This window comes from Thermostichus sp. OS-CIW-26 (assembly GCF_054058395.1).
In genome coordinates, this window is sequence record NZ_JBSSAG010000040.1 from 1 (window position 1) to 22284 (window position 22284).

Here is a 22284-nt window from a genome sequence, read left to right on the forward strand (position 1 = left end):
TCGGAAGCAGGAACCCGCCGAGACGACTGCGCAAGGAGCCATCCATGCGTAGCGTGGTAGGAATCTCCGGCCTTCAGGCCGGGGAGGATGTCAATGCTTGTTTCCCGTACTGCTCAGCCACAGCCTCTGGCCGTTCCTGGAACGCACTACGCGCCCACCAGTAGCAAGCGCACCGTCTTGGCATGTAGCTGGCGCTGCTTTCTGACCGCTATCTTGGAGGTCTGAAACTTGAGCAGCAAGACAATAAACCAAGACAATAAACAATAAACAATGTCAAATAATGTCAAAGAAAATGTCAAAGAATAAATGTCAAAGTTGTCCACCCAGAACCTGGCCGCCTTGGCGCTCATCCCGCAAGTCTTGAATGGGCCAACGCAAACAATGACTGCCACTTTCTGGTTTGGTACGGGACTGCCTTCGCCCAATCTGGTAGAGAAGGCAAGATGTGGTGAGTAGCTACTTGCATCCAGGTGGACGCTCGCCTTCTAAAGACTTCAGAAAATCTAGGGTGCGGTTATAAATATAAACAAACCGAGCTGTTCCCAACCACTGCTGCAGCGTCTGTCGCTGTTGTGCTGTCGGATACATCTCGTCCCCCAATCTTTTTGCCGGCGCCGGAGATGGAAACTTGCCGGTTGTCTCACCGCCATTTGGAATGGCCAACTGCAAGCCCAAAATCTGGGGGCGCGCAGGGAGGCCGAGACCTCCCTGCTTGTATACTTCTCTTGCGGCTGAGCTGAGCTCGAGGCCAAGCATGATCCCACCGCAAACTGCTATTCCCCAAGGGGCTGAGATCCTCTGCATCGGCACAGAATTGCTTTTGGGAGAGATCACCAATACCAATGCCCAGTACTTGGCAGCCGAGTTGGCGCAACTGGGGATCCCCCACTATTACCAAACGGTGGTGGGGGATAACGAGGCCCGCATTCACCACGCGCTGGAGGTGGCCTGTGGTCGTTCCAGCTTGATTCTGATCACCGGGGGTTTGGGGCCGACGCCGGACGATCTCACCCATGAGGCGCTGGCTTCCTTTTTTGGGGCGGAGATGGTGGAGCACCCCCAAGTGTGGGAAGAGATCCTGCAAAAGTACGGGCAGCGGGGCCTTGTGCCCTCGCCGAGCAATCGCAAGCAGGCTTTTCTGCCCCGGGGAGCGAGGGTGTTGCCCAACCCGCTTGGCAGCGCCTGTGGCCTCATCTGGCAGCCCCGGCCCGACCTGCACATTCTCACCTTCCCTGGGGTGCCGCGGGAGATGCAACACATGTGGCGGGAGACCGCCGTGCCTTATCTGCGCTCCATCGGCTGGGGAAAAGAGGTGTTCTACAGCCGGGTACTGCGCTATTGGGGCATTCCCGAATCGACGCTGGCCGAACGGCTGGGATCCCTGTTGGCGGGGGAAAACCCTACGGTGGCTCCCTACGCCAGCCAGGGGGAGGTACGCCTGCGGGTTACCGGACGTGCTCCCAGTCGTGAAGAGGCCCAAGCCTTGATCGCCCCGGTGGTGGAGCAGATTTTACAGATTTCTGGAGAAGACTACTTCGGCAGCGATGACGCCACCTTGGCCGGTGTGGTGGGGGAGCTGTTGCTGCAGCGGGGGCAAACTCTGGCGGTGGCAGAATCCTGCACCGGCGGGCTGCTGGGGCAGTTGGTGACCGGGATCCCGGGCAGCTCCCGCTATTTTGTGGGGGGGATCGTGGCCTACGACAACCGCATCAAGGAGCAGCTTTTACAGGTGAATCCGGAAACCCTGCGACAGCACGGGGCCGTGAGCGAGGCGGTGGCCGCCCAAATGGCGCTGGGGGCCAAGCAAGTCCTGGGCTCCAACTGGGCCTTGAGCATCACCGGCATTGCCGGGCCAGAGGGAGGCACCGCCACCAAGCCAGTCGGTCTTGTGTATCTGGGTTTGGCGGATCCGCAAGGGAAGGTGGAAGTACACGAGTACCGGTTTGGCAGCCTGCGCGGCAGAGAGGGGGTGCGTTGGTGGAGCGCCCAGACGGCTCTGGATCGCTTGCGGCGGCGCTTGCTCTGCTACCCCCTTTAGGGGGGATCCAGTCTCTCGGGGTTGGATCCCTGAGTAAGCTGGGGGAGCAGATGGATCCAACCGATCTCCAGAAGCAGACCCTACCAGGCAAGGAGCAAGCCGATGATCCCCGATGCCGTCCAGGCGGGCAAGGAAGCCCTGCGGCAGGGCCGCCTGCAAGAGGCCATCCAACTTTTTGAAGGCTACCTGGCCCAATCCCGTCAGCAGGACAAAGCATTAGGGATCCCGGCAGACTCATCTGACGGCGAAGCCCTGGAAGCCCAAATGAACCTGGTGCGGGCCTACCACCAGTTGGGCCAGACGGAGAAGGCACGGTCCCTCTGCCTAGAGCTGCTGCAACACCCCAACCCCCAGGCGCAAGGCTGGGCCAAGAAAATCCTGCTTCGCCTGCCCCCCGCAGCAGAGTCTCCGGCGGCTCCGTCCGCCAAATCTGTCGAACCGCGTTCTGCTCCCCCAGATCCGGCTCCTGGAGCGGGATCCCTGTCCACCCGTCAACGGGCCGCCCAACTGGGTATGAAGATCCCCCTGCCGGAGCGGGCCGGCCCCCTGCATTGGGCCAAGTGGGGATCCCTGGGGGTGGGCATTGTCTTCCTTTGGTGGCTGAGCTTTGTGTTGGTAGGCAGCCATCTGGATTTTGGCCGGCTGAGTTTTCCGCGGCAGCTTTGGTTTTTGCAGGGGTTGCTGCCCTGGCTGCGCAATGGCCTGCGGTGGTTGGTGGCCGGCAGCCTGGCGGTCAACTTTGGAGTAGGCCTTCTCTTTTTTGCCCCCTGGCTGATGGATCAGCTCCACCAACGGCTGCACAAGTTGCGTTGGGCCAGGCTTGGCGAAATCGAACGCCACAGCCCCGAAACGGCGCGCCTGCTGCAGCGCATCTGTGCCCAAAACCAGCTAAAACAGCCCCGACTGGGGGTGATCCCGGATGCTGGGCCGCTGGCCTTTGTTTACGGCACTTTTTCTGATGGCTGCCGCATTGTGGTCACCCAAGCCCTGTTGCAGCAGCTTTCTGAGGATGAGATTGCCGCCGTCTACGCCCAGGCCCTGGGGCGAATTGTTAATGGAGATATCCTGGTCATGACCCTGCTGGGATCCCCGATTCAACTGGTTTACCTGGCCCTAGAGCAGGTGAGCCAACTGGGAAGCAAACGGCGGGATCTCATCGGGCATGTGGCCCCGCTGCTCTACCTCATCTACACGGTGCTTTCCTACCCGCTGTTTTTCCTCTCCCGCCTGGGCACCTACCATGCCGACCATTTTGCCGTACAGGCAACCGGCAACCCGAACGGGCTGATCGCTGCTCTGCTCAAATCGGCTGCTGGCCTGCAGGAGGCCCACAAAAACGACCGCCGACCTTCCTCGCTGTTGCACTGCACCCGCCTGTTCAGCTTTTTGGACTTCAAAACCATCGCCGCTGCCAGTGCTGCCGCCCGCCTCCAGGATCCCTTCCAAGCTGGCCAAGTCTTTCTTTGGGATCAAATCAACCCTTGGGCCCGCTGGATGCAGGTCAATTCCAGCCATCCGCTGCCGGGGCACCGCTTCAAGGTCTTGGCGGGATATGGAGAGCGGCTGCGCCTCCTGCCGGAGCTGAGCCTGGGATCCGGGTCCAAGTTGGATGTGGCCCGCCTGCAAAGCCGGTTTTGGCTGGATCTGGCCATCTACGCAGCCGAAGTGGTCGGGATCCTCATTGGCTGGCTGGTGGGGCTGATCCTCTACCTGCTGCTGCAAAACCGTCTCGATCCCAAGGTGATCGCGGCAGCAGCGGTGGTGGGCTACGGGGTGGGCTTGTGGGCCAAAGCGGGGTTGATGTACGGGGGATCCCTGCCGGCAAGGCCGACGGATGTGCTCAGCTTGCTGGCGGATCCCGACGCGGATCCCCGCCGCGGACAATGGGTGGAGCTGGAGGGGGAGTTGGTGGGACTGGGCCCCTCCGGCTATCAACTGGGGGCAGAGCTGAAGCTGCAAGAGGCCACAGGGCTGATCCCGGTGCGCTTTACTTCCCCTTTGGGGCCGGTGGGCAATGTCTTTTCCGGCCTGAAGCGGATCCGCGCCCTGGTGGGCCGGCGCGTCAAAGTGGTGGGCTGGTTCCGCCGCGGCAATACTGCTTGGGTGGATCTGGCCTACGTCCAGGTGGGATCCAATAAGCTGCACAGCCGACCGCGCCTTTGGCTGGTTGTGTTCGGCTTGGGAGTCATCCTGCTGGGGATTTGGGGGGCGTTCTATTTCCCCAACTTGGCCTCTTACCTGCGGCGGTGGTGAGCCAGGCTGATACATTTACGCTGAACACTGCTGAACATCACTGTTCAACTGTGCAGCGATAGCATTCTGTTTGTTTCCATTCGCGTTAGCGGGACGGAGTCCAAACAGAATGGCGGTATCCCGCAAAGCTTTGAGTAGAATACCCAAAGCGCAGTTTCCGTGTCGTCTTACTACCAATTTTCTGCTTTGCTTTGGCTACCATGTTGGCAGACTCGAAAGTAAACAGAAAGATCAACTGGTAGTAATCCGTACTGAGCATATTATACATTATTTTCAGTATAGTTGAGCTTATTATTGACTAGAGTCATGCTCTCTTCCAGTTGGCTGAGAAAACTAGCGGCGAGAGGGCGTTAACTGTGCCTTGCGCAGGCGCACCGACTGGGGCGTGATCTCCACCAGCTCATCCTCGCCGATGTATTCCAAAGCCCGCTCCAGGGTCATCTCCACCGGCGCTTGCAAGTGCACCAGCTCCTCCCCGCCCGCAGCCCGGTGGTTGGTCAGTTGCTTGGTCTTGCAGACGTTCAGCTCCAAGTCTTGGGGACGGTTGTGCTCGCCCACGATCATGCCCTTGTAAACGCGGGTACCTGGCGTAATAAAGAATACACCTCGATCTTCCGCATTCTTGAGGGCATAGGTAGTGGCCACCCCTTCTTCAAAAGCGATCAGCACCCCATTGCGGCGCATTTCCATCTCAGAGGTCAGGGGACGGTATTCCAAAAAGCTGTGGCTCATGATCCCCTCGCCGCGGGTGATGCGGATAAACTCCCCCCGAAAGCCGATCAGCCCTCGCGCCGGAATGACAAACTCCAGCTGAGCCCGACCATCGGATCCCACCATCATGTTCTGCATTTCTCCCCGCCGTTGCCCCAGCCGCTCGATGCAGGCCCCCACCGTCGCTTCCGGCACATCCAGCACCAAACACTCATAGGGCTCATAGGGCTGGCCGTTGACCTCGCGGAAAATTACCTTCGGTTGCCCCACCTGAAACTCATAGCCTTCCCGCCGCATGGTTTCTAGCAGGATGCCCAGGTGCAGCTCGCCTCGCCCCGACACCAAAAAGCGATCCGGCGAGTCGGTTTCTTCCACCCGCAGCGCCACGTTGGTTTCCAACTCCCGCATCAGGCGCTCCCGCAGTTGCCGCGAAGTTACAAAAGTACCCTCTTGCCCGGCGAAGGGGGAGTCGTTGACGCAGATCATCACCTGCAATGTGGGCTCGTCCACTTTGATGAGCGGCAAAGCCTGGGGATTCTCGGGAGAGGTGAGGGTGTGGCCAATGTTGGCCTCGGCAAACCCCGCCACAGCAACAATGTGGCCGGCGGTAGCTTCCGTCAGCTCGATGCGCTGCAGCCCCTGAAAGCCGAACAGCTTGGTTACTTTGCCCTTGGCAATGGATCCATCCTCTTTCACCACTGCCAATGGATCCCCCAGGCGGATGGTGCCGTTGTGGATCTTGCCGATCACAATCCGGCCCAGGTATTCCGAATACTCCAGCGTGGTGACCTGCAGCTGCAGGGGCTTGCCGGGATCCCCAATGGGAGGTGGGACATGCTTGAGAATGGCCTCGAAAAGAGGCTTCATATCCAGGGATCCGCTGTACTTCCCTTCCAGAAAGTCTTTGAGATGGGCTTCTTCCAGGGCAAAGCCGCGCAACCCAGAGGCAAATAGATAGGGGAAGTCGCACTGGTCTTCGTCTGCCCCCAGCTCCAAGAACAAATCCAGCACCTTGTCGACGGCTTTGTAGGGCTCGGCGCGAGGCCGATCAATCTTGTTGACCACCACAATTGGGCGCAGGCCCTTCTCCAAGGCTTTGCGCAGCACAAAGCGGGTTTGCGGCATCGGGCCTTCGTTGGCATCCACGATCAACAAGCAGCCCTCCACCATCCCCAGCACCCGCTCCACCTCGCCCCCGAAATCGGCGTGGCCAGGGGTGTCGACGATGTTGATCAAGGTTTCGCCGTAGCGGACGGCTGTGTTTTTGGCCAAGATGGTAATGCCCCGCTCCCGCTCCAGCGTGTTGGAGTCCATCACACAGGTGGGAATGTCTTCCCCCTCCCGAAAGATGCCCGCCTGGCGTAACAGGGCATCCACAAGGGTAGTTTTGCCGTGGTCGACGTGGGCGATGATGGCAACGTTGCGGATGGGGAGTGACATATTAACCATTGACCAGCAGGATGTCGCCCTACAAGCAGGAGTGCCTTAGGGATTTCTTTACAACTCTAACGCAAAGGAGCGTTACGTTGCTAAACACTCCTGGCTTTGGGCTTAGCCCCAGCACTCCCAAAGGGTTATCCCGACTGCCTCAATATCCAGAGGGATCCCCTACATATCGGCGCCGCGCAGATAGAGCAGCAGGATGACCGCCGGGCCTGCCAAGACAATCAAGGCCAGCAGGGCCAACTGCACAAAAACTTCGTATTGTCCGAACATAATCCCAGATCCTGTGGCTTACGCTTTGTATCCTAAGGGGTGCCCTCCACCCCAGATGGGAGAGCTGTTACAATTCTTCAAGTCATGCGCTCTTCGCCAAGGGATCCCTAGCGCTCCTGCTGGGCTTGAAACACCACCGGATCCAGGTTGAACAGTTCCTGCAAGATCCGCATGGCTGCCCGCCGCGCCTCAATATCCCGTTTGGCCCGCAGTTGCACCATCGGGTCGTGCAGGATCTTGTTGACGATGCCGCGGGTCAAGGCGTCGATCACCTCCAGGTGCTTCTCGGCAAAGTCCTTGCCCAGGCGGGAGAGAGCTTTTTCCATCTCCTGCTCGCGGATGGACTCCACCTTGTGGCGCAGGCTGGAAATGGTGGGCACCGTCTCCAGAGAACGCCACCACTCCATGAATTGATCCACCTCTTCTTCCACCAGGGCTTCGGCAGCCAGAGCCAGCTTTTGCCGTTGGGCGCGGTTTTCTTCCACGACGCGGGAGAGGTGATCCACATTGAACACCTGTACCCCCTTCAGCTTTTCCACGTCGGGATCGATGTTGCGGGGCACAGAGATATCCACCAACAACAGCGGCTGATCCGGCTGCAGCACCCCTGCCAGTTGCTGGTAGGTGAGGATCGGCTGGGTGGCACCGGTGCTGGTGAAGACCAAGTTGGACTCGGCCACGCTGCTCAGCAGCGACTCCCAGGGCAACACCTGGATCGGCTGCTCGAATTGCTTGGCCAGGGCTTCGGCCCGCTCCAGGGAGCGGTTGACCACCGTGATATCGACTGCCCCTTTGGCCAACAGGTGCTGCACCAACAGACGGGCCATTCTCCCCGCCCCCACCACGGTAACTTTGCCCTGAGAGAGGGATCCCTGCTCTTGCAGAGCCAACTCCACCGCTGCCGAGCTGATGGACATGGCGCCGGTGCCGATCTCCGTTTCGGTACGGACGCGCTTGCCGGCGGTGATGGCCGCCTTAAAGAGGCGATTGAGGATGCGATCCATGCCGTTGCAGGCTTGGCCCAGTTGCTGGGCTTTTTTCACTTGCGAGAGGATCTGCCCTTCTCCCAGCACCAAGCTGTCCAGACCGGCAGCCACCCGCATCAGGTGGGTTACGGCATCTTGGTAGAGAAGGGTAAACAGGTGCGGACGCAGTTGGGGCAAGGGGATCCCTTTCAGCTCAGCCAAGAACTGCATCGTCTGCCGGACACCACTCTCCATTTCCGAGGTGACGATGTAGACCTCCAGCCGGTTACAGGTGCTGAGGATCGCAGCCTCCTCAATGTGGGGGTGGGTGCGAAGCTGCTGGATCGTCTCTCCCACCTCCGCCTCCGCGATGCTGAGGCGCTCCCGAATCTCTACGGGAGCTGTGCGATGGCTAAGACCGACAACCGCGATAAACATGCCTCTCCGTCGTCTGTGCAGCAACAACAAAAGTTATTAAAAACAAAAACTCTGAACAAAAGCAAATATTGTTTCAGAGAGAAAGCAAGAGCTGTGACCGATACGAGGGGATCCCTTGACTCGGTTCCAGCAAGCTTAGGTAACTTTTCTCAGCCTACCTAAACCCTAAGACCAGTATCGAACCGGTTTTGCCGGATTTTGCTGAAGAGTTATTACGTTTTCACGGGTTGGGGCTTGATAGATTTCGTAACTTTCCCAAAAAGGCAAGGGCGACCTTCACCAGGGGAAAGCCGCCCCGATCTGCGAGGATGTTAGATAGGGATCCCTTAGCGCAGCTGCAGGCCGCGGGGCTGTTGGCCGTCTTTCATGTGGATGGTATCCACAAAGCGCACCGTGCGGGATTGGCTGGAGATCACCAAGGTCTCGGTGCGGGCCCCGCCCCCGAAGAAGCGCACCCCGCGCATCAAGTCACCATCGGTGATCCCGGTGGCAGCAAAGAGGACTTCCTTGCCACTGGCCAGCTCCTCACACTCCCACACCTTGTCGGGATCCTCGATGCCTTTTTCTTTGAGTTCCCGTCGCGTTTCCTCCACGGGTGGCAAGTAGGTGCCTGCCTGAACCACCTCGGGATCGTAGATCAGCCGACCTTGGAAGTGGGCGCCCAAGCACCGCAGAGCAGCTGCCGAGATCACTCCCTCAGGAGCAGCCCCGATCCCCATCAGGGCATGAATGCCGGTGCCATTGAAGCCTGCCGAGAGAGCCGCCGAGATGTCGCCATCGGTAATCAGCTTCACCCGCGCCCCCGCCTCTCGAATTTGGCGAATCAGATCGAGGTGGCGCTTGCGATCCATGACCACCACCGTCAGATCCGACACCTCCCGATCCAGGCTTTCGGCGATGATCTTGAGATTTTTCTCTGGCGGATAGTCGATGTGCACCTTGCCCTTGGCCTGGGGCGGAGCCGCCAGCTTTTGCATGTAGATGTCCGGGGCGTGGAGAAGGCCGCCTTTCTCGGAGATGGCCAGCACCGCCATAGAGCCATTTTGGCCTTTGGCCACCAGGTTGGTGCCCTCGCAGGGATCCACAGCAATATCGATCTCCACCAGCTCTTCCACACGGCAGAACTGCTCAGCATCCGGGCGGGTACAGATGCCCACCTCTTCGCCGATGTAGAGCATGGGGGCCTCATCGCGGGTTCCTTCCCCGATGACGATCCGACCGCGCATAGGGATCTGGTTGAGTTTCTCCCGCATGGCCTCTACAGCCACCTGGTCGGCGGTCTTGTTGTCCCCTTTGCCCATCCAGCGGGCGGCGGCAATGGCAGCCTGCTCCACGACTTCGATGATCTCTAGCCCCAACTTGTTGTCCACGATGTGCCCCCTTGCTGATCTCGGAATGGTGAAGGCCAACTTAAGGATATCTTCAGACTCTTCCCCTCAGTTTACCAGGGCAGGCTTCTCCTCGGGATCCCATTCTCTCAACCCCAATAAGCTGAGAGAACAAATCTCCCAAAGCCAGTCAGGAAGAGCGATCCCCGTCTTGGCGGCTCGCTATTGTCGCTTGGGGATCAGGGATGGTAGCCTATTTTAAGGGCAATAAGTTTTTCTTAACGCAATTAAAAAAACGCAATGAAAAGATACGCTTTTGTCAACCGTTCCGGACAGGTTCAGGTGATCCGCACGATCCCCGGCCACTGGGAGCGCACCCTCTTTCCCGGCCAGCAGGCGATTTTTGAGGCGGAGCCGGACGACTATCTGGAAGTCTACAGTTGCTGCTGCTCCACCGCCATCCTGGAAGAGCGCCGCCTCTGTCGCTATCTGGTGGATTCTTCCTCGCGTAAACTACCCGGCTCCAACCGCTAAGCGGTACGGAGCGGGCTTTCAGTAGCCCTGAGCCTGTTCTGCTCTACCAGAGAACAAAACAGGCCCGAACCTCTAGGCTGGTTTACGACAGCCCCCAAGAGCGCAATCACATTCGCACCATTCAAATCCGCATCCCCTTCCCATCCACAGTGCCCACACTTGAACGACTTGCCACTGCGGTAGGATTGCGCAGGATCGGGATGGATATGCAAACACTTGTGGCAGGTCTGCGACGTGTAGGCGGGCGGCACAAGAACCAGAGAAACCCCTGCAACTCTCGCCTTGTACTCCAGAAACTGCCTCAGTTGGTAGAACGCCCAACTGTTGGCCCTGCGCCGCTCGGCTTTGCTGCGCGGCTGTTGATTGACCCTTTCCCGGATCCCTGTCAAGTCTTCCAGGGCAATAGCGCTGTTTGTGGTCTTTGCCCTAGAGACAATAGCTTTGGAGATGCGATGATTGACCCACGCCTGAAAGCGTCTCTCCTTGCCAGACAGCCGTTGCAACAGTTCTCTGCATCTGCGCCGCGAACTGCGGGTGCCCTTACTGGCTTTGCGTTGGAGTACCGCCCTCAACCGGGAGTAGTGGTCGCGGACTCTGTTCAACTGCTGTCCATTCCAGTTGTCCCCCTCTGACGTATGGGCAATATCTGTCCTTCCAAAGTCCACCCCGATCACCTTGTCGGTATCTTGTTGCTTGGGCGGGTTTTTCTCTACGCAAATCTGGATGTAGTAGGAGCCATCCTTCCGCTGGACTAGGGTGGCCGATTTGGGGTTAGAGCCAGCCAGCATTCCCCTCTGGTAGTTACCAATGGCTAGCTCAAAGCGTTCTCTCCCTTCCACCGTGGTCAGCGACACCGTCCAGTCTTTCTCGCGGAATGAAAAGATACGTGCGTCGTAGGTAACGAACCTACGCTTGAACTCTTTAACCGGACGGTTGCGCTGTCTCGCCACTTTGCGAGCGCCCGCCACCCGTCTGCACACCTGTTGAGCCAAGTTACTGGACAAGCCGAACCGAGCTCGAATCTCGTAGTAGCAAAGGGATTGCAACTTGACCGCGTTGACGATCTTCTCCGGCGTGTTCTGGTTGACCCAGTTCAACGCCTGCACAAAGACATCCATCGTCGCGTCCAATTTGGCGGCTTGTGACGGGAACGCCTTGAGCTTACAGGATATGGTCAGGACTTGGCTCATAAGTTCATTGTACTTCATCAAAGCGCATTCCTCCCGGCACTGACCCTACGGGTACAGTGCGGGGCTCCTGCGATTTCTAGCTGAGGTTGACCTCTACCTGTGGTCATCTTCGCAACGGGGAACTCTGGCGGATGCGTTGAACGGTTGACAGGCTCTAGCGGCTGGCTGCCCCATAGGGGCAAGAGGACTGGGTTTGCCCAGGATAACTAGATTGGGGATCGCTTCTCCTGAGGCCGATCCCCGGATTTTTCAGAGGGCGGATGCGGATCTGGAGAAGGGGCATCTGGGGGACGGGTCAGGCAACTGCCCCGCGCAGCATTGCGAAAGGTATCGATGCGCTCCACGCAATTTTGATGGCCGCAATAGGGGCAATACAGGCGATCCCCAGGTTGGGGCTCCACATCGGCCTGGCTCCACCACCGCCGACAGCGATCACAACAGAAGTGATAGAGGAACTCCAGCGCCACCCTCATGACAACAGGATCCCTTGCAGAGCCGAACCGATCAGCATGGAAAAATGGGCATTATCCGGATCCCGGCAGTTGGGATCCGTCGCTATCTATCGAGTTAAGGCAGAGTCATTATGAGTATGGTATGTTAGGTTTGGTTTACATTTGCACTTTACCGCAAGGAGCGTTGATTGATGTCTCAGGAAGGATGCCTGCGAGTGGGGCAGCCCGCTCCCGATTTTTCCGCCACCGCCGTCTATGACATGGAATTCAAGACGGTGAAGCTCTCCGACTACAGGGGTAAGAAGTATGTGGTGTTGTTTTTCTACCCCTTGGACTTCACCTTTGTCTGCCCAACGGAGATCACGGCCTTCAGCGACCGCTATGACGACTTTGCCAAGCTGGATACCGAGATCCTGGGCGTCTCGGTGGATAGCGAATACTCTCACTTGGCCTGGATTCAAACCGACCGCAAAGCCGGAGGGGTGGGTGAGCTGAGGTATCCTCTGGTCTCTGACCTGAAAAAGGAGATCAGCGCTGCCTACAATGTCCTGGATCCGGAAGCGGGTGTGGCGCTGCGCGGCCTGTTCATCATCGACAAAGAAGGGATCATCCAGCACGCCACCATTAACAACCTGGCCTTTGGCCGCAGTGTGGATGAAACCTTGCGCACCCTGCAAGCTATCCAATACGTGCAATCTCACCCCGATGAAGTTTGCCCGGCCAACTGGCAGCCCGGCCAGAAAACCATGCACCCCGACCCGGTGAAATCCAAGGAGTTCTTCGCGGCGATTGCCAAGTAGGTTGGCCCCTGGGATCCCTGGCTACATATAGGAGATCCCCAGCGCTTCCGGGCGTAGCTTCAGCTCAAGGTGGGCTGGAGCTTTTTTGTCGAAAACAGGCAAGCAAAAGATCCCCCGACGTTGCTAGGGGATCCTGAAACCCAGTAGGGAGCGAAGCTGTGGGGAGTTCAATCCCAGGGTTTCCCGCCGGTGAACTTGTAGGTAATCGGCTCCTTGTTTTTGCCGATGTTGCGATCCACTTTGCCGATGGGCTCGCGGCCTTCGTTGACCTTCTCGGGAAAGACGCCGTCTTTGGGATGCACCAACACAGGCTCTCCACCCGCGGGAATGCGGAAGATCTGGTAGTCGTTGATCTTGTAGTCGGATCTCAACTGGGCACCCAGCGCCAAACACTGCTCTTTGCGGGCAAAGGTGAGAAAGTTTTTGCCTTCCACCATCTCAGCAGCGCCGCCGGTGGGCATTTCAAACACCTGCCCCGGCTTGCCCGTCCAGGTAATGACGTATTTTTCTTCGGTTTCGGCTGCGCTCAACAGCCCTCCGGTGGATCCCCCAAATAGAGGCAGCTTTGCTCCCTGACGAGGATCGCCTTCCATCACAGCCATAGTCTACCTTTCTCAACTCGTTGTGGTTTGCGGTGGTTTGCCTTGTCCAAACCGCGGTTTGCGGCGCGAAGCACTTTGAATCTACCACTGACTCGATTTTTGGCCCCAGTTCCGCCTGGGAACTGTAATCTTTCGTAGCAGACCGGCTGGCCCTCAGACGGATCCCTGGGCGCCCTGTAGGCCACCATAGAACAAGCCGGAGACCCACAGCTTTCTGGAAAAGGAACAGCGCCCATGGCCCAGTGGTCCCTCCATCCCAGCTCGCAATCCAACGCTAGGGTCATTCTCATTCCCACCGCCTTTGGCCACGATACTCAGGCTCCGATGGCCATTCTCAATGCCGGTTCGGAGCTGTGTGCCTTCGAGCCGAGGTTGGGGATCGATGTGGATAAGCTGGCGGTGGCGCAGTTGCCGGGGCTGGTGGATGAGCCTCCCTACGGCATGTGTGAGGCGGCGGTGACTCAAGCTTGGAGACGACAACAATGGCCGGTGCTGTTGCCTTCGGTCTTGGCTGCCAGTTGGGGGGCCATTCGTGCCCTCTGGAAGCACTACCCAACTCTGAGTGTGGTGCATTGCAGCGCTCATGCCAACCTGATGCCGCCCCCAGAGATGACCCAGCCGGATCAAGATACAAGCTATGGCAGTGCTGCCTGGGTGGAGTTGCTCTATCAGCACAAGCTGCCGGTGATCCATGTGGGATTGCGCAGCGGCAGTGCGCGGGCCTACGCATGGCTGAAAGCCCACCACAGCCCAATATTCTGGGCCCAAGATGGCTGGGATCCCCAGCAGGTGGTGGCCTCTTTGCCGGATCAACCGGTGTTTTTGGTGGTGGACTGCAGTGTGTTGGATCCTTCCTTAGCGCCCGCCGTGCATCACCCAGAGCCAGGGGGGGTGAGTTGGTTCCAACTGTTGCAGACCTATGAGGCCATCTTTGCTGCTCGTCCTGTGGTTGGCCTTTCGCTGGGAGGGGTGGCGGTGGGATCCGCAACACGGCAAACTGCTCGCGTGGTGGCCCGCCTGCTCAATTGGTTGCTGGCCTGCTATGCCCTCCACTCCCTGAAGGTGACCGCTCAACCGCAACCTGCCCAGACTGTTTAAGCTGCTCAGGTCTGAACATTCATTTGGGATGGTCGAATGAACCTGATACATTCACGCTGAACTCTCCTGAACATGGTTCAGGAAAGAAGCGATCGCATCCTGCCTATCTCTGAGCAGGAAGGCGGTATCCCGCAAAGCCCTGAGGAATACCCCCCGAGCGCTTTCCCCCTTCACTTCCCGGCAACCGTTGCGGTGGACTCAAGGATCAGGGGGAAACTTGGTCTACTATATCCCTCTCAATGACTTTTGCCAAACCGCCTAAAGCTCAGTAAATTCAGCAAAGTTCAGGGTTTTGGGGGTTAGAGGCATGCTCTATCGCCGAATAATCTTCCCGCGGCTGTTGGATTTAGCTCTCTCGGGGGAAGGGATGGAGCGCTATCGGCGGCAGCTTCTGGCCCATGTGCAGGGATCCGTTCTGGAGATTGGTTTTGGCACCGGCCTCAACCTACCCTGCTACCCAGAGCACATTCGCAAGATCACAGGGGTAGACCCCAATCCCGGCATGGGATCCCTGGCTCGTCGGCGCATTGCCTCTTCTCCCATCGCCGTTGATTGGCAGGTGGCGGATGCCCAGGAACTGCCTTTTCCAAGCCAGAGTTTTGATAGCGTGGTTAGCACCTGGACATTGTGCAGCATTCCCAATGTGGCCAAGGCTTTGAGAGAGATCCGGCGGGTGTTGCGAGCGGGGGGCAAGCTGTTTTTTCTCGAACACGGCCTCAGTGAGGATCCCCAGGTGCAAAGATGGCAAAATCGTCTTAACCCTATACAAAAGGTAATCGCAGATGGCTGCAACCTAAACCGAGATATGGCTCGGTTGATCCAGGGAGCGGGGTTTCGGTTTGAGCAACTGGAGCGGTTTTATATGCCTGACCAGCCCAAGTTTATCGGCTACACCTATCAAGGCATAGCGCTTCCCGCCGCGGAAAGAAACTTCCAGTTCTAGAAGACTTGAGCAGCCACCAATTTTCCAACAGCTCTCTACCTGTTCGCCTTTCTAATCACACAGTCTAATCACACAGTTGCAGACGGGATTGCGGCTGCCGCATGGCCGGGTCGATCTCGTAGGTCAGCTCAAAGTTGATCACCCGCCAGCGCTGAGGGGATCCACCCACACCCTCTGGGATTTGGGAGCTGAAGCTGACGGGCAAACCATAGAGGCGAGGTGGGCCGGGGCGACGGTGGGATCCCTGCTCCAGATAAGGGGTGAGCAGCTGGCGGTAGCGCTCGGCCACAATCACCTGAGTGGCTCGCATTCCTTGCATGCGCAGCCGATCCAACTCTTCATGAATCTCAAAACGGATCCCATCGGCGTGGGTGTGCTGACGAAACCAGCGACCTTCCCAAAAGCGCCAGCGCCGTCCGGATTGCAGGTGTACCAGCTCCTCTTGTTCAGCATCCGCCTCAAATGCACCATGGCGAGGGCAGAGGTAGGTATCGGTCAGGGTGAGGGCCGCAATCGTTTGCCGACAGTGGGGGCACTGAATGCTGGGGCCGAAGATCGGGTAGGAAAAGGCAACAGTCATAGGAAACCCCACAAAACGCGGCTGGATATCTGGGCAAATCCGCAGTTGTCCACATTATAGATGTTGGCTTTTGGGGATCCCCATGACAAAACCAGGGGAGATCTTCTAAATTAGGAGGTAGGGGGGATGCGCTCGAAGTCTGTACTGATTCTGGGCGAGCCTCAAGGAGCTCCGCGATAGCAACGGGGAGTGGGTGGTACCCACTTCTTTGCTTTTTGAGGGGGCTTACTGTCCCCTTTGCCAGCTCCGGCTCCAAGGGGTTTGGATCTGGCGGCAACACCCGGTTGGTGACAAGTTGGTTATGGTTCACCCTCTTATTCCACAGTTGGAGAGCTTGGCCCGTCCCTTGGCCGCTCAACTGGGATACCAGTTGGTGCAGATGGTTTTCCACACCAACCAGCATCCGCCAGTTCTGCGGGTGGATATCCGCCCACTGGATCCCGACCGAGAAACCAGCCATGCCGATTGCGAAGCCATGAGCCAAGCCTTAGAAGTCGAGCTGGATCGGGTGGATCTGATCCCCGGCCAGTACGTGTTGGAGGTGTCCAGCCCTGGCATTAGCAACCTTCTCACCAGCGATCGCGACTTTGTGGTTTTCAAAGGGTTTGCGGTGGAGGTGACCTTGGATCCACCCTACAAGGGCAAAGCCGTTTGGTCAGGACACCTGCTGGGTCGGGATGAGGAGAGGGTTGCCTTATCCCTCAAGGGGCGGCGAGTCCAGTTGCCCCGCGCTTCGGTGCAGCGGGTTGCCCTCTCATCGGAAACTGACTAGGAGACCGGAGATAGAGAGAGCGTTTGACCGCAGGTGGTGCGGCCCTCCCTTCGCATCAGAGATGCGGGTTCAGTTCCCGCTGGGGAGCAATAGCAACAGCAAGTTTCACGAAGTTTGTGCAGGAGGACAGTGGTTATGGCGATGGTGCCTCTGCCGGGTTTGGCGGAAATGGTGGAGATGATCTCGCGGGAGCGCAACTTGCCCCGCCATGTGGTCACCGATGCCCTGCGAGAGGCGCTGCTCAAGGGCTACGAACGCTACCGCAAAACCATCCAGCGAGATGTGGTCTTTGCAGAAGACCACTTCCGCAATTTCGATGTGGAGTTGGATGTGGAGGCAGGAGGCTTTCGCGTTTTGGCCACCAAAGCCATCGTTGAGCAGGTACAGGATCCGGATCACGAGATCTCTCTGTACGACGTGCAGCAGGATTACCCAGAAGCCGAAGTAGGCTGGGAAGTCACAGATGATGTCACCCCACAACAGGCGGAATTTGGCCGCATGGCGGCCATCCAAACCAAGCAGGTGCTGGCGCAAAAGTTACGGGATCAGCAGCGCCGTCTGATTCAGGAAGAGTTCCGCGATCTGGAAAAAACCGTACTGCAGGCACGGGTGCTGCGCACCGAGCGGCAGACGGTGATCATGTCGGTATCCAGCGGTTTCGGACAACCTGAGGTGGAAGCAGAACTGCCCAAGAAGGAACAGCTGGCCAGCGATCGCTACACTCCCAACGCGGTGATGAAGGTCTATCTCAAGAAAGTCTATGAGGGATCCCGGCGGGGGCCACAGCTTTTGGTTTCCCGGGCCGATGCTGGCTTGGTGGTGAACCTGTTTGCCAACGAGGTGCCAGAAATTGAAGAGGATATCGTGCGGATTGTGGCAGTGGCGCGGGAGGCCAACCCCCCTTCCCGAAATGTGGGGCCACGTACCAAGATTGCGGTCGATACGGTGGAGCGGGACGTGGATCCAGTGGGGGCCTGTATTGGCGCGAGGGGATCCCGGATTCAGGCGGTGGTAGCGGAGCTGCGCAACGAGAAAATCGATGTCATCCGCTGGTCGCCGGATCCTGCCACCTACATTGCCAACGCCCTCAGCCCGGCCAAGGTGGTGGAGGTGCGGCTAGTGGATCCGGAAATCCAGCAAGCTCATGTGTTGGTCAACAGCGACCAGCTCAGTTTGGCCATTGGCAAAGAGGGGCAAAATGTGCGCCTGGCAGCCCGCCTCACCGGTTGGAAAATTGACATCAAGGAAGTGGAGAGCTACCGCGCAGCGCTGGAGGAAGCCCAAGCCCAAGGGCTGCCCTATCCCTTCATCACTCCAGCGGCACTGGAGCGCTTCCAGCGGCGGGCAGAGCGGGCTGCTTTGGGCCTGGAGGATGAGGAATACGAAGAAAAGCGCCGCCTGGAGGAAGAGGAGCTGGCGGGGGACGATAGGCTGGAAGAAGACTGGGCTGACGAGGACGAGGACTTCGACTACGACGCCGAGTTCGACATTGCCCAGCCGAAGGGGTAATGATATACGCTCTACCCTCACTTTGCCCGTACACTTTGCTCGTAGAGGGCGGCTTCTGCCGGAAGTCTGGGCTTTGGAATGAGTTTTGCTGCAGGGGATCGCGGTTGCACCGAGACCGCAATGGCGCATGTGGGGTTTTCCTGCCTGCTTGGGCAGAACTGCCCTGTTCCGGCAATCTGCACTGGTGAAAGATGCTAGCTTTTGTTAGCATGCAGGAGCCAAAAAAGTTCGGCAGGCAAATCAAAACTCTTCCGAGCCAGAACCCAAACCTCAATCCAACACAGCGGGATCCCTTGGCTAGTTCAGAGTTTGCCCTGGAGCAGTTGCTCTTTGCCCCGGCCACGCCCGACCCCGACGCGGTGCGGGTGATCTATGCCTTTCCCAACACCTACGCAGTGGGGATCACCAGCCTGGGCTATCAAGTCATCTGGAGTCTGCTGGCCAGCCGCCGAGATGTGGCCGTCTCCCGCCTCTTTACAGATCTGGCTGAACCCCTGCCCCGGGAGCCGGAGCTGTTCGGCTTTTCCCTATCCTGGGAGCTGGATTATGTCCATATCCTGGCTCTGCTGGAACGGCACGGGATCCCTCCCAGATCTGAGGAGCGGGAAGAAGCCCACCCCTTGGTCTTTGGCGGCGGCCCGGTACTGACAGCCAACCCTGAGCCCTTTGCCGAGTTTTTTGACCTGATCTTGTTGGGGGATGGGGAAGGTCTTCTGGAGAAGATGATCGAGGTCTATCGGGAGGTGCGCCAGGGATCCCGGGCTGAGAAATTGCAGGCGCTAGCGCAGGTGCCAGGGATCTATGTGCCCGGCTTGTATGAACCCCAATACCGGGAGCCCGACGGCCCGGTGGAGAAGGTGCTCCCCAAAGTGGCCGGGATCCCTAGCTCCATTCGCAAACACACCTTCCGCGGCAACACCCTCTCGGTTTCCACAGTAGTCACCCCCAAAGCGGCCTGGGAGAGCATCTACATGGTGGAGGTGGTGCGCAGCTGCCCGGAGATGTGTCGGTTTTGCCTGGCCAGCTATCTCACCCTGCCTTTCCGGGTGGCGGATGTGGAGGGGCATTTGATCCCGGCGGTAGAGCGGGGGCTGCAGGTCACTCAGCGGATTGGGTTGCTGGGGGCTTCTGTAACCCAGCACCCGCAATTTGAGCAGTTGCTGGAGCACTTGGCCCAGGATCGCTTCGAGCAGGTGCGTCTCAGTTTGGCCTCGGTGCGCACCGCTACCGTAACCCCACGTCTGGCGCAGGTACTCTCCCGCCGGGGCAGCCAGTCCATTACGGTGGCCATCGAAAGTGGCTCAGAACAACTGCGCCAGATCATCAACAAGAAGTTAAGCAACCCGGAAATCTTGGCAGCAGCAGCCCACGCCCAGGCTGGAGGTCTGAAGGGCATTAAGTTCTACGGCATGGTAGGGATCCCGGCGGAAACCCAGGCAGATCTGGAGGCCACAGTAGCCCTTTTCCAAGAGCTCAAAAAAGCGGCTCCCGGCCTGCGCCTAACGCTGGGTTGCAGCACCTTTGTGCCCAAAGCCCACACCCCTTTTCAGTGGCACGGGGTGGATCCCAAAGCCGAGAAAAAACTGCAGTTTTTCCAGAAACATCTGCGTCCCCTGGGGGTGGAGTTTCGCCCGGAAAGCTATAGCTGGTCCGTGATCCAAGCCCTCATCTCGCGAGGGGATCGGCGGGTGGGAAAAGTCTTGCAGTTGGCGCGGGACTTTGGGGAATCCTTGGGGAGCTACCGGCGCGCTTTCAAAGAGCTTAAAGGGCAACTGCCGCCCCTAGACTACTACGTGCACAGCCACTGGGATCCAGCGGATCCCTTGCCTTGGCAACACATCGAAGGGCCCCTCACCCCAGAGCGACTGTTGCAACATCGCCAGGAAGCTCTTTCTGTTCGCATCCCTTAGAGATGTCTATTGGGGTTGTTTGCAGGCCGCAATGCTGCTGGCAATGACCGCCTCGGTTTCGGCCAAACCTTTCCAGCCCAAGATCTGGGTTTCTTTGTTTTCCAAGCGCTTGTAGGTGGCGAAAAACTCCGCAATCTCATCCAGGCGGTGCTGGGCGATGTCTTCCAGCTTGGTCACCGAAGCATAGCGGGGATCCTTGGCAGGCACACACAGCAGCTTCTCATCCGGATCCCCGCCATCGATCATCTGCAACATGCCCAAGGGTCGCACCGTGACCACACACCCTGGGAAAGTGGGCTGATCCATGATCACCAAGCCATCCAAGGGATCCCCATCCCCGGCCAGCGTATTGGGCACAAAGCCGTAGTCGTAAGGGTACTGCACCGAGGAATAGAGCACCCGATCCAGCGCCATTGCTCCCATGTCTTTGTCGAACTCATACTTGTTTTTGCTGCCGCCGGGAATCTCAATCAAGATGTTGAGCAGGCCGGGCTTGGGTTGGGCAGGGATCCGCGACAGGTCGATCACAGCAAGCACCCTCGGATTGGGAATAGACAGCCAGAGGGTATTCTGACATACTCCTTGCCCCAAAGGACAGAGACTCTTGACACTTCGCCGGGAACAGTTCACGTCGGCGGGACGGAATCCTCAGCCAGCTTCCATTCTCTCCACCCACGTCTGGCTCAACGCTGGGAGACGCCCCATCCTCGGCAAGAGACTTGGTTTTTGTCTCCTCCTTTCGCTCAGCATGCTCAGAGCTGTCTTGGAAGGAGAGGATTCCAGATCCGGTTTTTTTGATCGACTTTGATCAGCTTGGACATACTCCTCGGGCAAGATTCGAACTTGCGACCAATCGGTTAACAGCCGACCGCTCTACCGCTGAGCTACCGAGGATCAAGCGTTTCTCATCATAGGGGAAAAAAGGACTGCTAGGCAACTGCCGGCGGGGGGTTCTTGTTGGGCCTTGGGATCCCTGTTCAGTGGAGCGGGCTTGATTTTGCTCAATTGCTCGCCTTTCTCAGGTCTATCTGACGGATCCAGGGGACAAACCCTGAAAACGCCCTCGTCAACCGAACGGAAGCCATTACAATGGTTACGGACATTTGCCAGCGCCCCTCATGGACTTCGGAGTCGGATTTCTCTCCAACAACGTCATGCTGCCGATCCTGGATTTTTTCTACGGGATCGTGCCCAGCTATGGACTGGCCATTATCTTCCTGACGTTGGTGATCCGCTTTGCCCTCTACCCGCTCAATGTGGGATCCATCCGCAACATGCGGCGCATGAAGGTGATCAGCCCGGTGATGCAGCGGCGGATGCGAGAACTCCAGGAGAAATACCGAGACGACCCGCAAAAGCTTCGGGAAGCCCAGGCCAAGCTTTACAGCGAGCTGGGGGCCAATCCCTTGGGGGGCTGCCTGCCACTGCTCATTCAAATGCCGGTGCTGTTTGCCCTGTTTGCCACCCTGCGGGGATCCCCTTTTGCGGCAGTAACCTACGATGTCAACTTGCAGATCCTGCCGGCGGAAGTGGCGGCTGAGGTGGTACCAGCTCCCTACGTCAGCCCCAGCAAGAACATTTTTGTCACCGACTCTCTCCACAGGCCGGTGGTGCTGGTGGAGCCCAAAGGCACCAAGATTGCCGTCGGGGAAGAGGTGCAATTTTTGCTTCAAGGGCCGGGGGGCAAGCCTTTTGAGCAATTGGTGGCCGAAGCGGGTGGGGATCCCAGTCTGTTACAGCCCACCTGGAAGATCACCAAAGGGGAAGATCGTGCCCAGATCAAGCCGGATGGCACCTTGCTGGCTCTGCAGCCGGGGGATGTGACCGTGCAGGTGTCCATTCCCGGTTTGGCCTCTGACACCGGCTTTCTGTTCATCGACAAGTTGGGCCGTGTGGGGGCCTTCGACGAAGATGGCACCATCCACTGGGATATCATCGCCATGATCGTCATCTTTGGGGTGTCCATTTACCTGAACCAGTACCTAACCAATGCCGGACAGGATACCGGCAAAGAGGATCCCAGCCAAAGTTCCATGGCTCGGATCACCCCTGTGCTGTTCTCGGCGATGTTCCTGTTCTTCCCTCTGCCGGCAGGGGTTTTGCTCTACATCCTTGTCTCTAATATCTTCCAAACGGTGCAGACCTTCCTGCTCTCGCGGGAGCCGTTGCCGGAGAACTTACAGCAGTTGGTGGAAGAGGAGCGTCGTCGGGCTGCCCAGGCGATCACGGTGGAGGCCAAGGAAGTGGAAAAATCGACCAAGCCCAGAGCAGCCAAGGAGGGACGGGAATCCTTGCCCTTTGAGCCCTAGGGGATCCTCGCTGTTGGGGTGGACTTGTGGTGGAGTGTTGATACCTGATACATTTACGCTGAACACTGCTGAACATCACTGTTCAACTATGCAGCGATAGCATTCTGTTTGTTTCCAACCAGAATGGCGGTATCCC

General features: G+C 58.3%; 20 protein-coding genes, 1 tRNA gene and 1 pseudogene. 10 read left to right on the forward strand and 12 right to left on the reverse strand.

All coding sequences use genetic code 11. The features are described from left to right. Positions 1–456 precede the first annotated feature (456 nt). Positions 457–804 (reverse strand): helix-turn-helix domain-containing protein, encoded by a 348-nt coding sequence (locus tag ACVW0C_RS12555; RefSeq protein WP_457385723.1) that lies wholly within the window; start codon positions 802–804, stop codon positions 457–459. Here ACVW0C_RS12555 and ACVW0C_RS12560 point away from each other — a divergent pair. Both ACVW0C_RS12560 and ACVW0C_RS12565 read left to right on the forward strand, forming a co-directional pair. Continuing rightward, entirely contained in the window at positions 755–2038 is a 1284-nt protein-coding gene (locus tag ACVW0C_RS12560; protein WP_414331859.1) for a competence/damage-inducible protein A, read from the forward strand. The two genes, ACVW0C_RS12555 and ACVW0C_RS12560, sit on opposite strands and share 50 nt — an antisense overlap. Positions 2039–2140: 102 nt before the next feature. Continuing rightward, a complete protein-coding gene (locus tag ACVW0C_RS12565) occupies positions 2141–4291 on the forward strand; it encodes a M48 family metalloprotease (protein ID WP_457385712.1) in 2151 nt (716 codons plus the stop codon). Between the two features lie 15 nt (positions 4292–4306). On the opposite strand, the pseudogene ACVW0C_RS12570 reads toward ACVW0C_RS12565, so the two are convergent. From ACVW0C_RS12570 to glpX, 5 genes and pseudogenes are all read right to left on the reverse strand, one after another. Then, positions 4307–4541, reverse strand: a pseudogene (locus ACVW0C_RS12570) (hypothetical protein); the annotation flags it as partial. A gap of 83 nt (positions 4542–4624) precedes the next feature. Further along, positions 4625–6442, reverse strand: a complete 1818-nt coding sequence (typA, locus tag ACVW0C_RS12575) for a translational GTPase TypA (protein WP_414387766.1) — start codon at positions 6440–6442, stop codon at positions 4625–4627. 168 nt (positions 6443–6610) lie between these two features. Continuing rightward, entirely contained in the window at positions 6611–6718 is a 108-nt protein-coding gene (gene psb30, locus ACVW0C_RS12580; RefSeq protein ID WP_011433833.1) for a photosystem II reaction center protein Ycf12/Psb30, read from the reverse strand. Between the two features lie 107 nt (positions 6719–6825). Continuing rightward, positions 6826–8121, reverse strand: a complete 1296-nt coding sequence (locus tag ACVW0C_RS12585) for a glutamyl-tRNA reductase (RefSeq protein WP_457385714.1) — start codon at positions 8119–8121, stop codon at positions 6826–6828. A gap of 326 nt (positions 8122–8447) precedes the next feature. After that, complete coding sequence (gene glpX, locus ACVW0C_RS12590) at positions 8448–9491, reverse strand: class II fructose-bisphosphatase (protein ID WP_414342167.1); 1044 nt, start codon at positions 9489–9491, stop codon at positions 8448–8450. 258 nt (positions 9492–9749) lie between these two features. Here glpX and ACVW0C_RS12595 point away from each other — a divergent pair, with 258 nt between their 5' ends. Further along, a complete protein-coding gene (locus ACVW0C_RS12595; protein WP_457385715.1) occupies positions 9750–9983 on the forward strand; it encodes a DUF1830 domain-containing protein in 234 nt (77 codons plus the stop codon). On the opposite strand, the gene ACVW0C_RS12600 is transcribed toward ACVW0C_RS12595, so the two are convergent. Next, positions 9980–11173 (reverse strand): RNA-guided endonuclease InsQ/TnpB family protein, encoded by a 1194-nt coding sequence (locus ACVW0C_RS12600; RefSeq protein ID WP_457385724.1) that lies wholly within the window; start codon positions 11171–11173, stop codon positions 9980–9982. The two genes, ACVW0C_RS12595 and ACVW0C_RS12600, sit on opposite strands and share 4 nt — an antisense overlap. A 206-nt stretch (positions 11174–11379) precedes the next feature. Continuing rightward, on the reverse strand, positions 11380–11646 hold the full coding sequence (locus tag ACVW0C_RS12605; RefSeq protein WP_414409136.1) for a hypothetical protein: 267 nt from the start codon (positions 11644–11646) through the stop codon (positions 11380–11382). A gap of 170 nt (positions 11647–11816) precedes the next feature. Between ACVW0C_RS12605 and ACVW0C_RS12610 the strand changes: the two genes are divergently transcribed. Further along, positions 11817–12425: a peroxiredoxin gene (locus tag ACVW0C_RS12610; RefSeq protein ID WP_011433828.1), complete on the forward strand. Its 609-nt coding sequence runs from the start codon at positions 11817–11819 to the stop codon at positions 12423–12425. Positions 12426–12592: 167 nt separating this feature from the next. Here ACVW0C_RS12610 and ACVW0C_RS12615 read toward each other — a convergent pair whose 3' ends face one another. After that, positions 12593–13018: a photosystem I reaction center subunit II PsaD gene (locus tag ACVW0C_RS12615; protein ID WP_457385725.1), complete on the reverse strand. Its 426-nt coding sequence runs from the start codon at positions 13016–13018 to the stop codon at positions 12593–12595. Between the two features lie 243 nt (positions 13019–13261). Here ACVW0C_RS12615 and ACVW0C_RS12620 point away from each other — a divergent pair, with 243 nt between their 5' ends. Both ACVW0C_RS12620 and ACVW0C_RS12625 read left to right on the forward strand, forming a co-directional pair. After that, positions 13262–14125 carry an arginase family protein gene (locus ACVW0C_RS12620; protein ID WP_457385717.1) on the forward strand — a complete coding sequence of 288 codons (864 nt, stop codon included), beginning with the start codon at positions 13262–13264 and terminating at the stop codon, positions 14123–14125. 307 nt (positions 14126–14432) lie between these two features. Beyond that, on the forward strand, positions 14433–15068 hold the full coding sequence (locus ACVW0C_RS12625; protein WP_457385718.1) for a class I SAM-dependent methyltransferase: 636 nt from the start codon (positions 14433–14435) through the stop codon (positions 15066–15068). A gap of 64 nt (positions 15069–15132) precedes the next feature. Here ACVW0C_RS12625 and ACVW0C_RS12630 read toward each other — a convergent pair whose 3' ends face one another. Then, positions 15133–15648 carry a TIGR02652 family protein gene (locus tag ACVW0C_RS12630; RefSeq protein WP_414350548.1) on the reverse strand — a complete coding sequence of 172 codons (516 nt, stop codon included), beginning with the start codon at positions 15646–15648 and terminating at the stop codon, positions 15133–15135. Positions 15649–15949: 301 nt separating this feature from the next. On the opposite strand from ACVW0C_RS12630, the gene rimP reads away from it, so the two are divergent. From rimP to ACVW0C_RS12645, 3 genes are all read left to right on the forward strand, one after another. Continuing rightward, on the forward strand, positions 15950–16420 hold the full coding sequence (rimP, locus tag ACVW0C_RS12635) for a ribosome maturation factor RimP (protein WP_011433822.1): 471 nt from the start codon (positions 15950–15952) through the stop codon (positions 16418–16420). Between the two features lie 135 nt (positions 16421–16555). After that, entirely contained in the window at positions 16556–17929 is a 1374-nt protein-coding gene (gene nusA / locus ACVW0C_RS12640) for a transcription termination factor NusA (protein ID WP_414424094.1), read from the forward strand. A 293-nt stretch (positions 17930–18222) separates the two neighbouring features. Then, positions 18223–19839 (forward strand): B12-binding domain-containing radical SAM protein, encoded by a 1617-nt coding sequence (locus ACVW0C_RS12645; protein ID WP_457385720.1) that lies wholly within the window; start codon positions 18223–18225, stop codon positions 19837–19839. A 6-nt stretch (positions 19840–19845) separates the two neighbouring features. On the opposite strand, the gene ACVW0C_RS12650 is transcribed toward ACVW0C_RS12645, so the two are convergent. Continuing rightward, positions 19846–20364 carry an inorganic diphosphatase gene (locus tag ACVW0C_RS12650; RefSeq protein WP_457385726.1) on the reverse strand — a complete coding sequence of 173 codons (519 nt, stop codon included), beginning with the start codon at positions 20362–20364 and terminating at the stop codon, positions 19846–19848. Between the two features lie 297 nt (positions 20365–20661). Then, a tRNA-Asn gene (locus tag ACVW0C_RS12655) sits at positions 20662–20733 on the reverse strand. A 224-nt stretch (positions 20734–20957) separates the two neighbouring features. On the opposite strand from ACVW0C_RS12655, the gene yidC reads away from it, so the two are divergent. After that, positions 20958–22148, forward strand: coding sequence for a membrane protein insertase YidC (yidC, locus tag ACVW0C_RS12660; RefSeq protein ID WP_457385721.1), 1191 nt, complete (start codon positions 20958–20960; stop codon positions 22146–22148). The last annotated feature ends 136 nt before the right edge of the window (positions 22149–22284 follow it).

Coding starts and splice junctions, on each gene's coding strand:
- typA (WP_414387766.1), bottom strand. CDS start 6,442: ATGTCACTCCCCATCCGCAACGTTGCCATCATCGCCCACGTCGACCAC.
- psb30 (WP_011433833.1), bottom strand. CDS start 6,718: ATGTTCGGACAATACGAAGTTTTTGTGCAGTTGGCCCTGCTGGCCTTG.
- ACVW0C_RS12595 (WP_457385715.1), top strand. CDS start 9,750: ATGAAAAGATACGCTTTTGTCAACCGTTCCGGACAGGTTCAGGTGATC.
- ACVW0C_RS12565 (WP_457385712.1), top strand. CDS start 2,141: ATGATCCCCGATGCCGTCCAGGCGGGCAAGGAAGCCCTGCGGCAGGGC.
- ACVW0C_RS12560 (WP_414331859.1), top strand. CDS start 755: ATGATCCCACCGCAAACTGCTATTCCCCAAGGGGCTGAGATCCTCTGC.
- nusA (WP_414424094.1), top strand. CDS start 16,556: ATGGCGATGGTGCCTCTGCCGGGTTTGGCGGAAATGGTGGAGATGATC.
- ACVW0C_RS12630 (WP_414350548.1), bottom strand. CDS start 15,648: ATGACTGTTGCCTTTTCCTACCCGATCTTCGGCCCCAGCATTCAGTGC.
- ACVW0C_RS12605 (WP_414409136.1), bottom strand. CDS start 11,646: ATGAGGGTGGCGCTGGAGTTCCTCTATCACTTCTGTTGTGATCGCTGT.
- ACVW0C_RS12620 (WP_457385717.1), top strand. CDS start 13,262: ATGGCCCAGTGGTCCCTCCATCCCAGCTCGCAATCCAACGCTAGGGTC.
- ACVW0C_RS12625 (WP_457385718.1), top strand. CDS start 14,433: ATGCTCTATCGCCGAATAATCTTCCCGCGGCTGTTGGATTTAGCTCTC.
- rimP (WP_011433822.1), top strand. CDS start 15,950: ATGGTTCACCCTCTTATTCCACAGTTGGAGAGCTTGGCCCGTCCCTTG.
- ACVW0C_RS12610 (WP_011433828.1), top strand. CDS start 11,817: ATGTCTCAGGAAGGATGCCTGCGAGTGGGGCAGCCCGCTCCCGATTTT.
- ACVW0C_RS12555 (WP_457385723.1), bottom strand. CDS start 804: ATGCAGAGGATCTCAGCCCCTTGGGGAATAGCAGTTTGCGGTGGGATC.
- ACVW0C_RS12600 (WP_457385724.1), bottom strand. CDS start 11,173: ATGAGCCAAGTCCTGACCATATCCTGTAAGCTCAAGGCGTTCCCGTCA.
- ACVW0C_RS12585 (WP_457385714.1), bottom strand. CDS start 8,121: ATGTTTATCGCGGTTGTCGGTCTTAGCCATCGCACAGCTCCCGTAGAG.
- yidC (WP_457385721.1), top strand. CDS start 20,958: ATGGACTTCGGAGTCGGATTTCTCTCCAACAACGTCATGCTGCCGATC.
- ACVW0C_RS12615 (WP_457385725.1), bottom strand. CDS start 13,018: ATGGAAGGCGATCCTCGTCAGGGAGCAAAGCTGCCTCTATTTGGGGGA.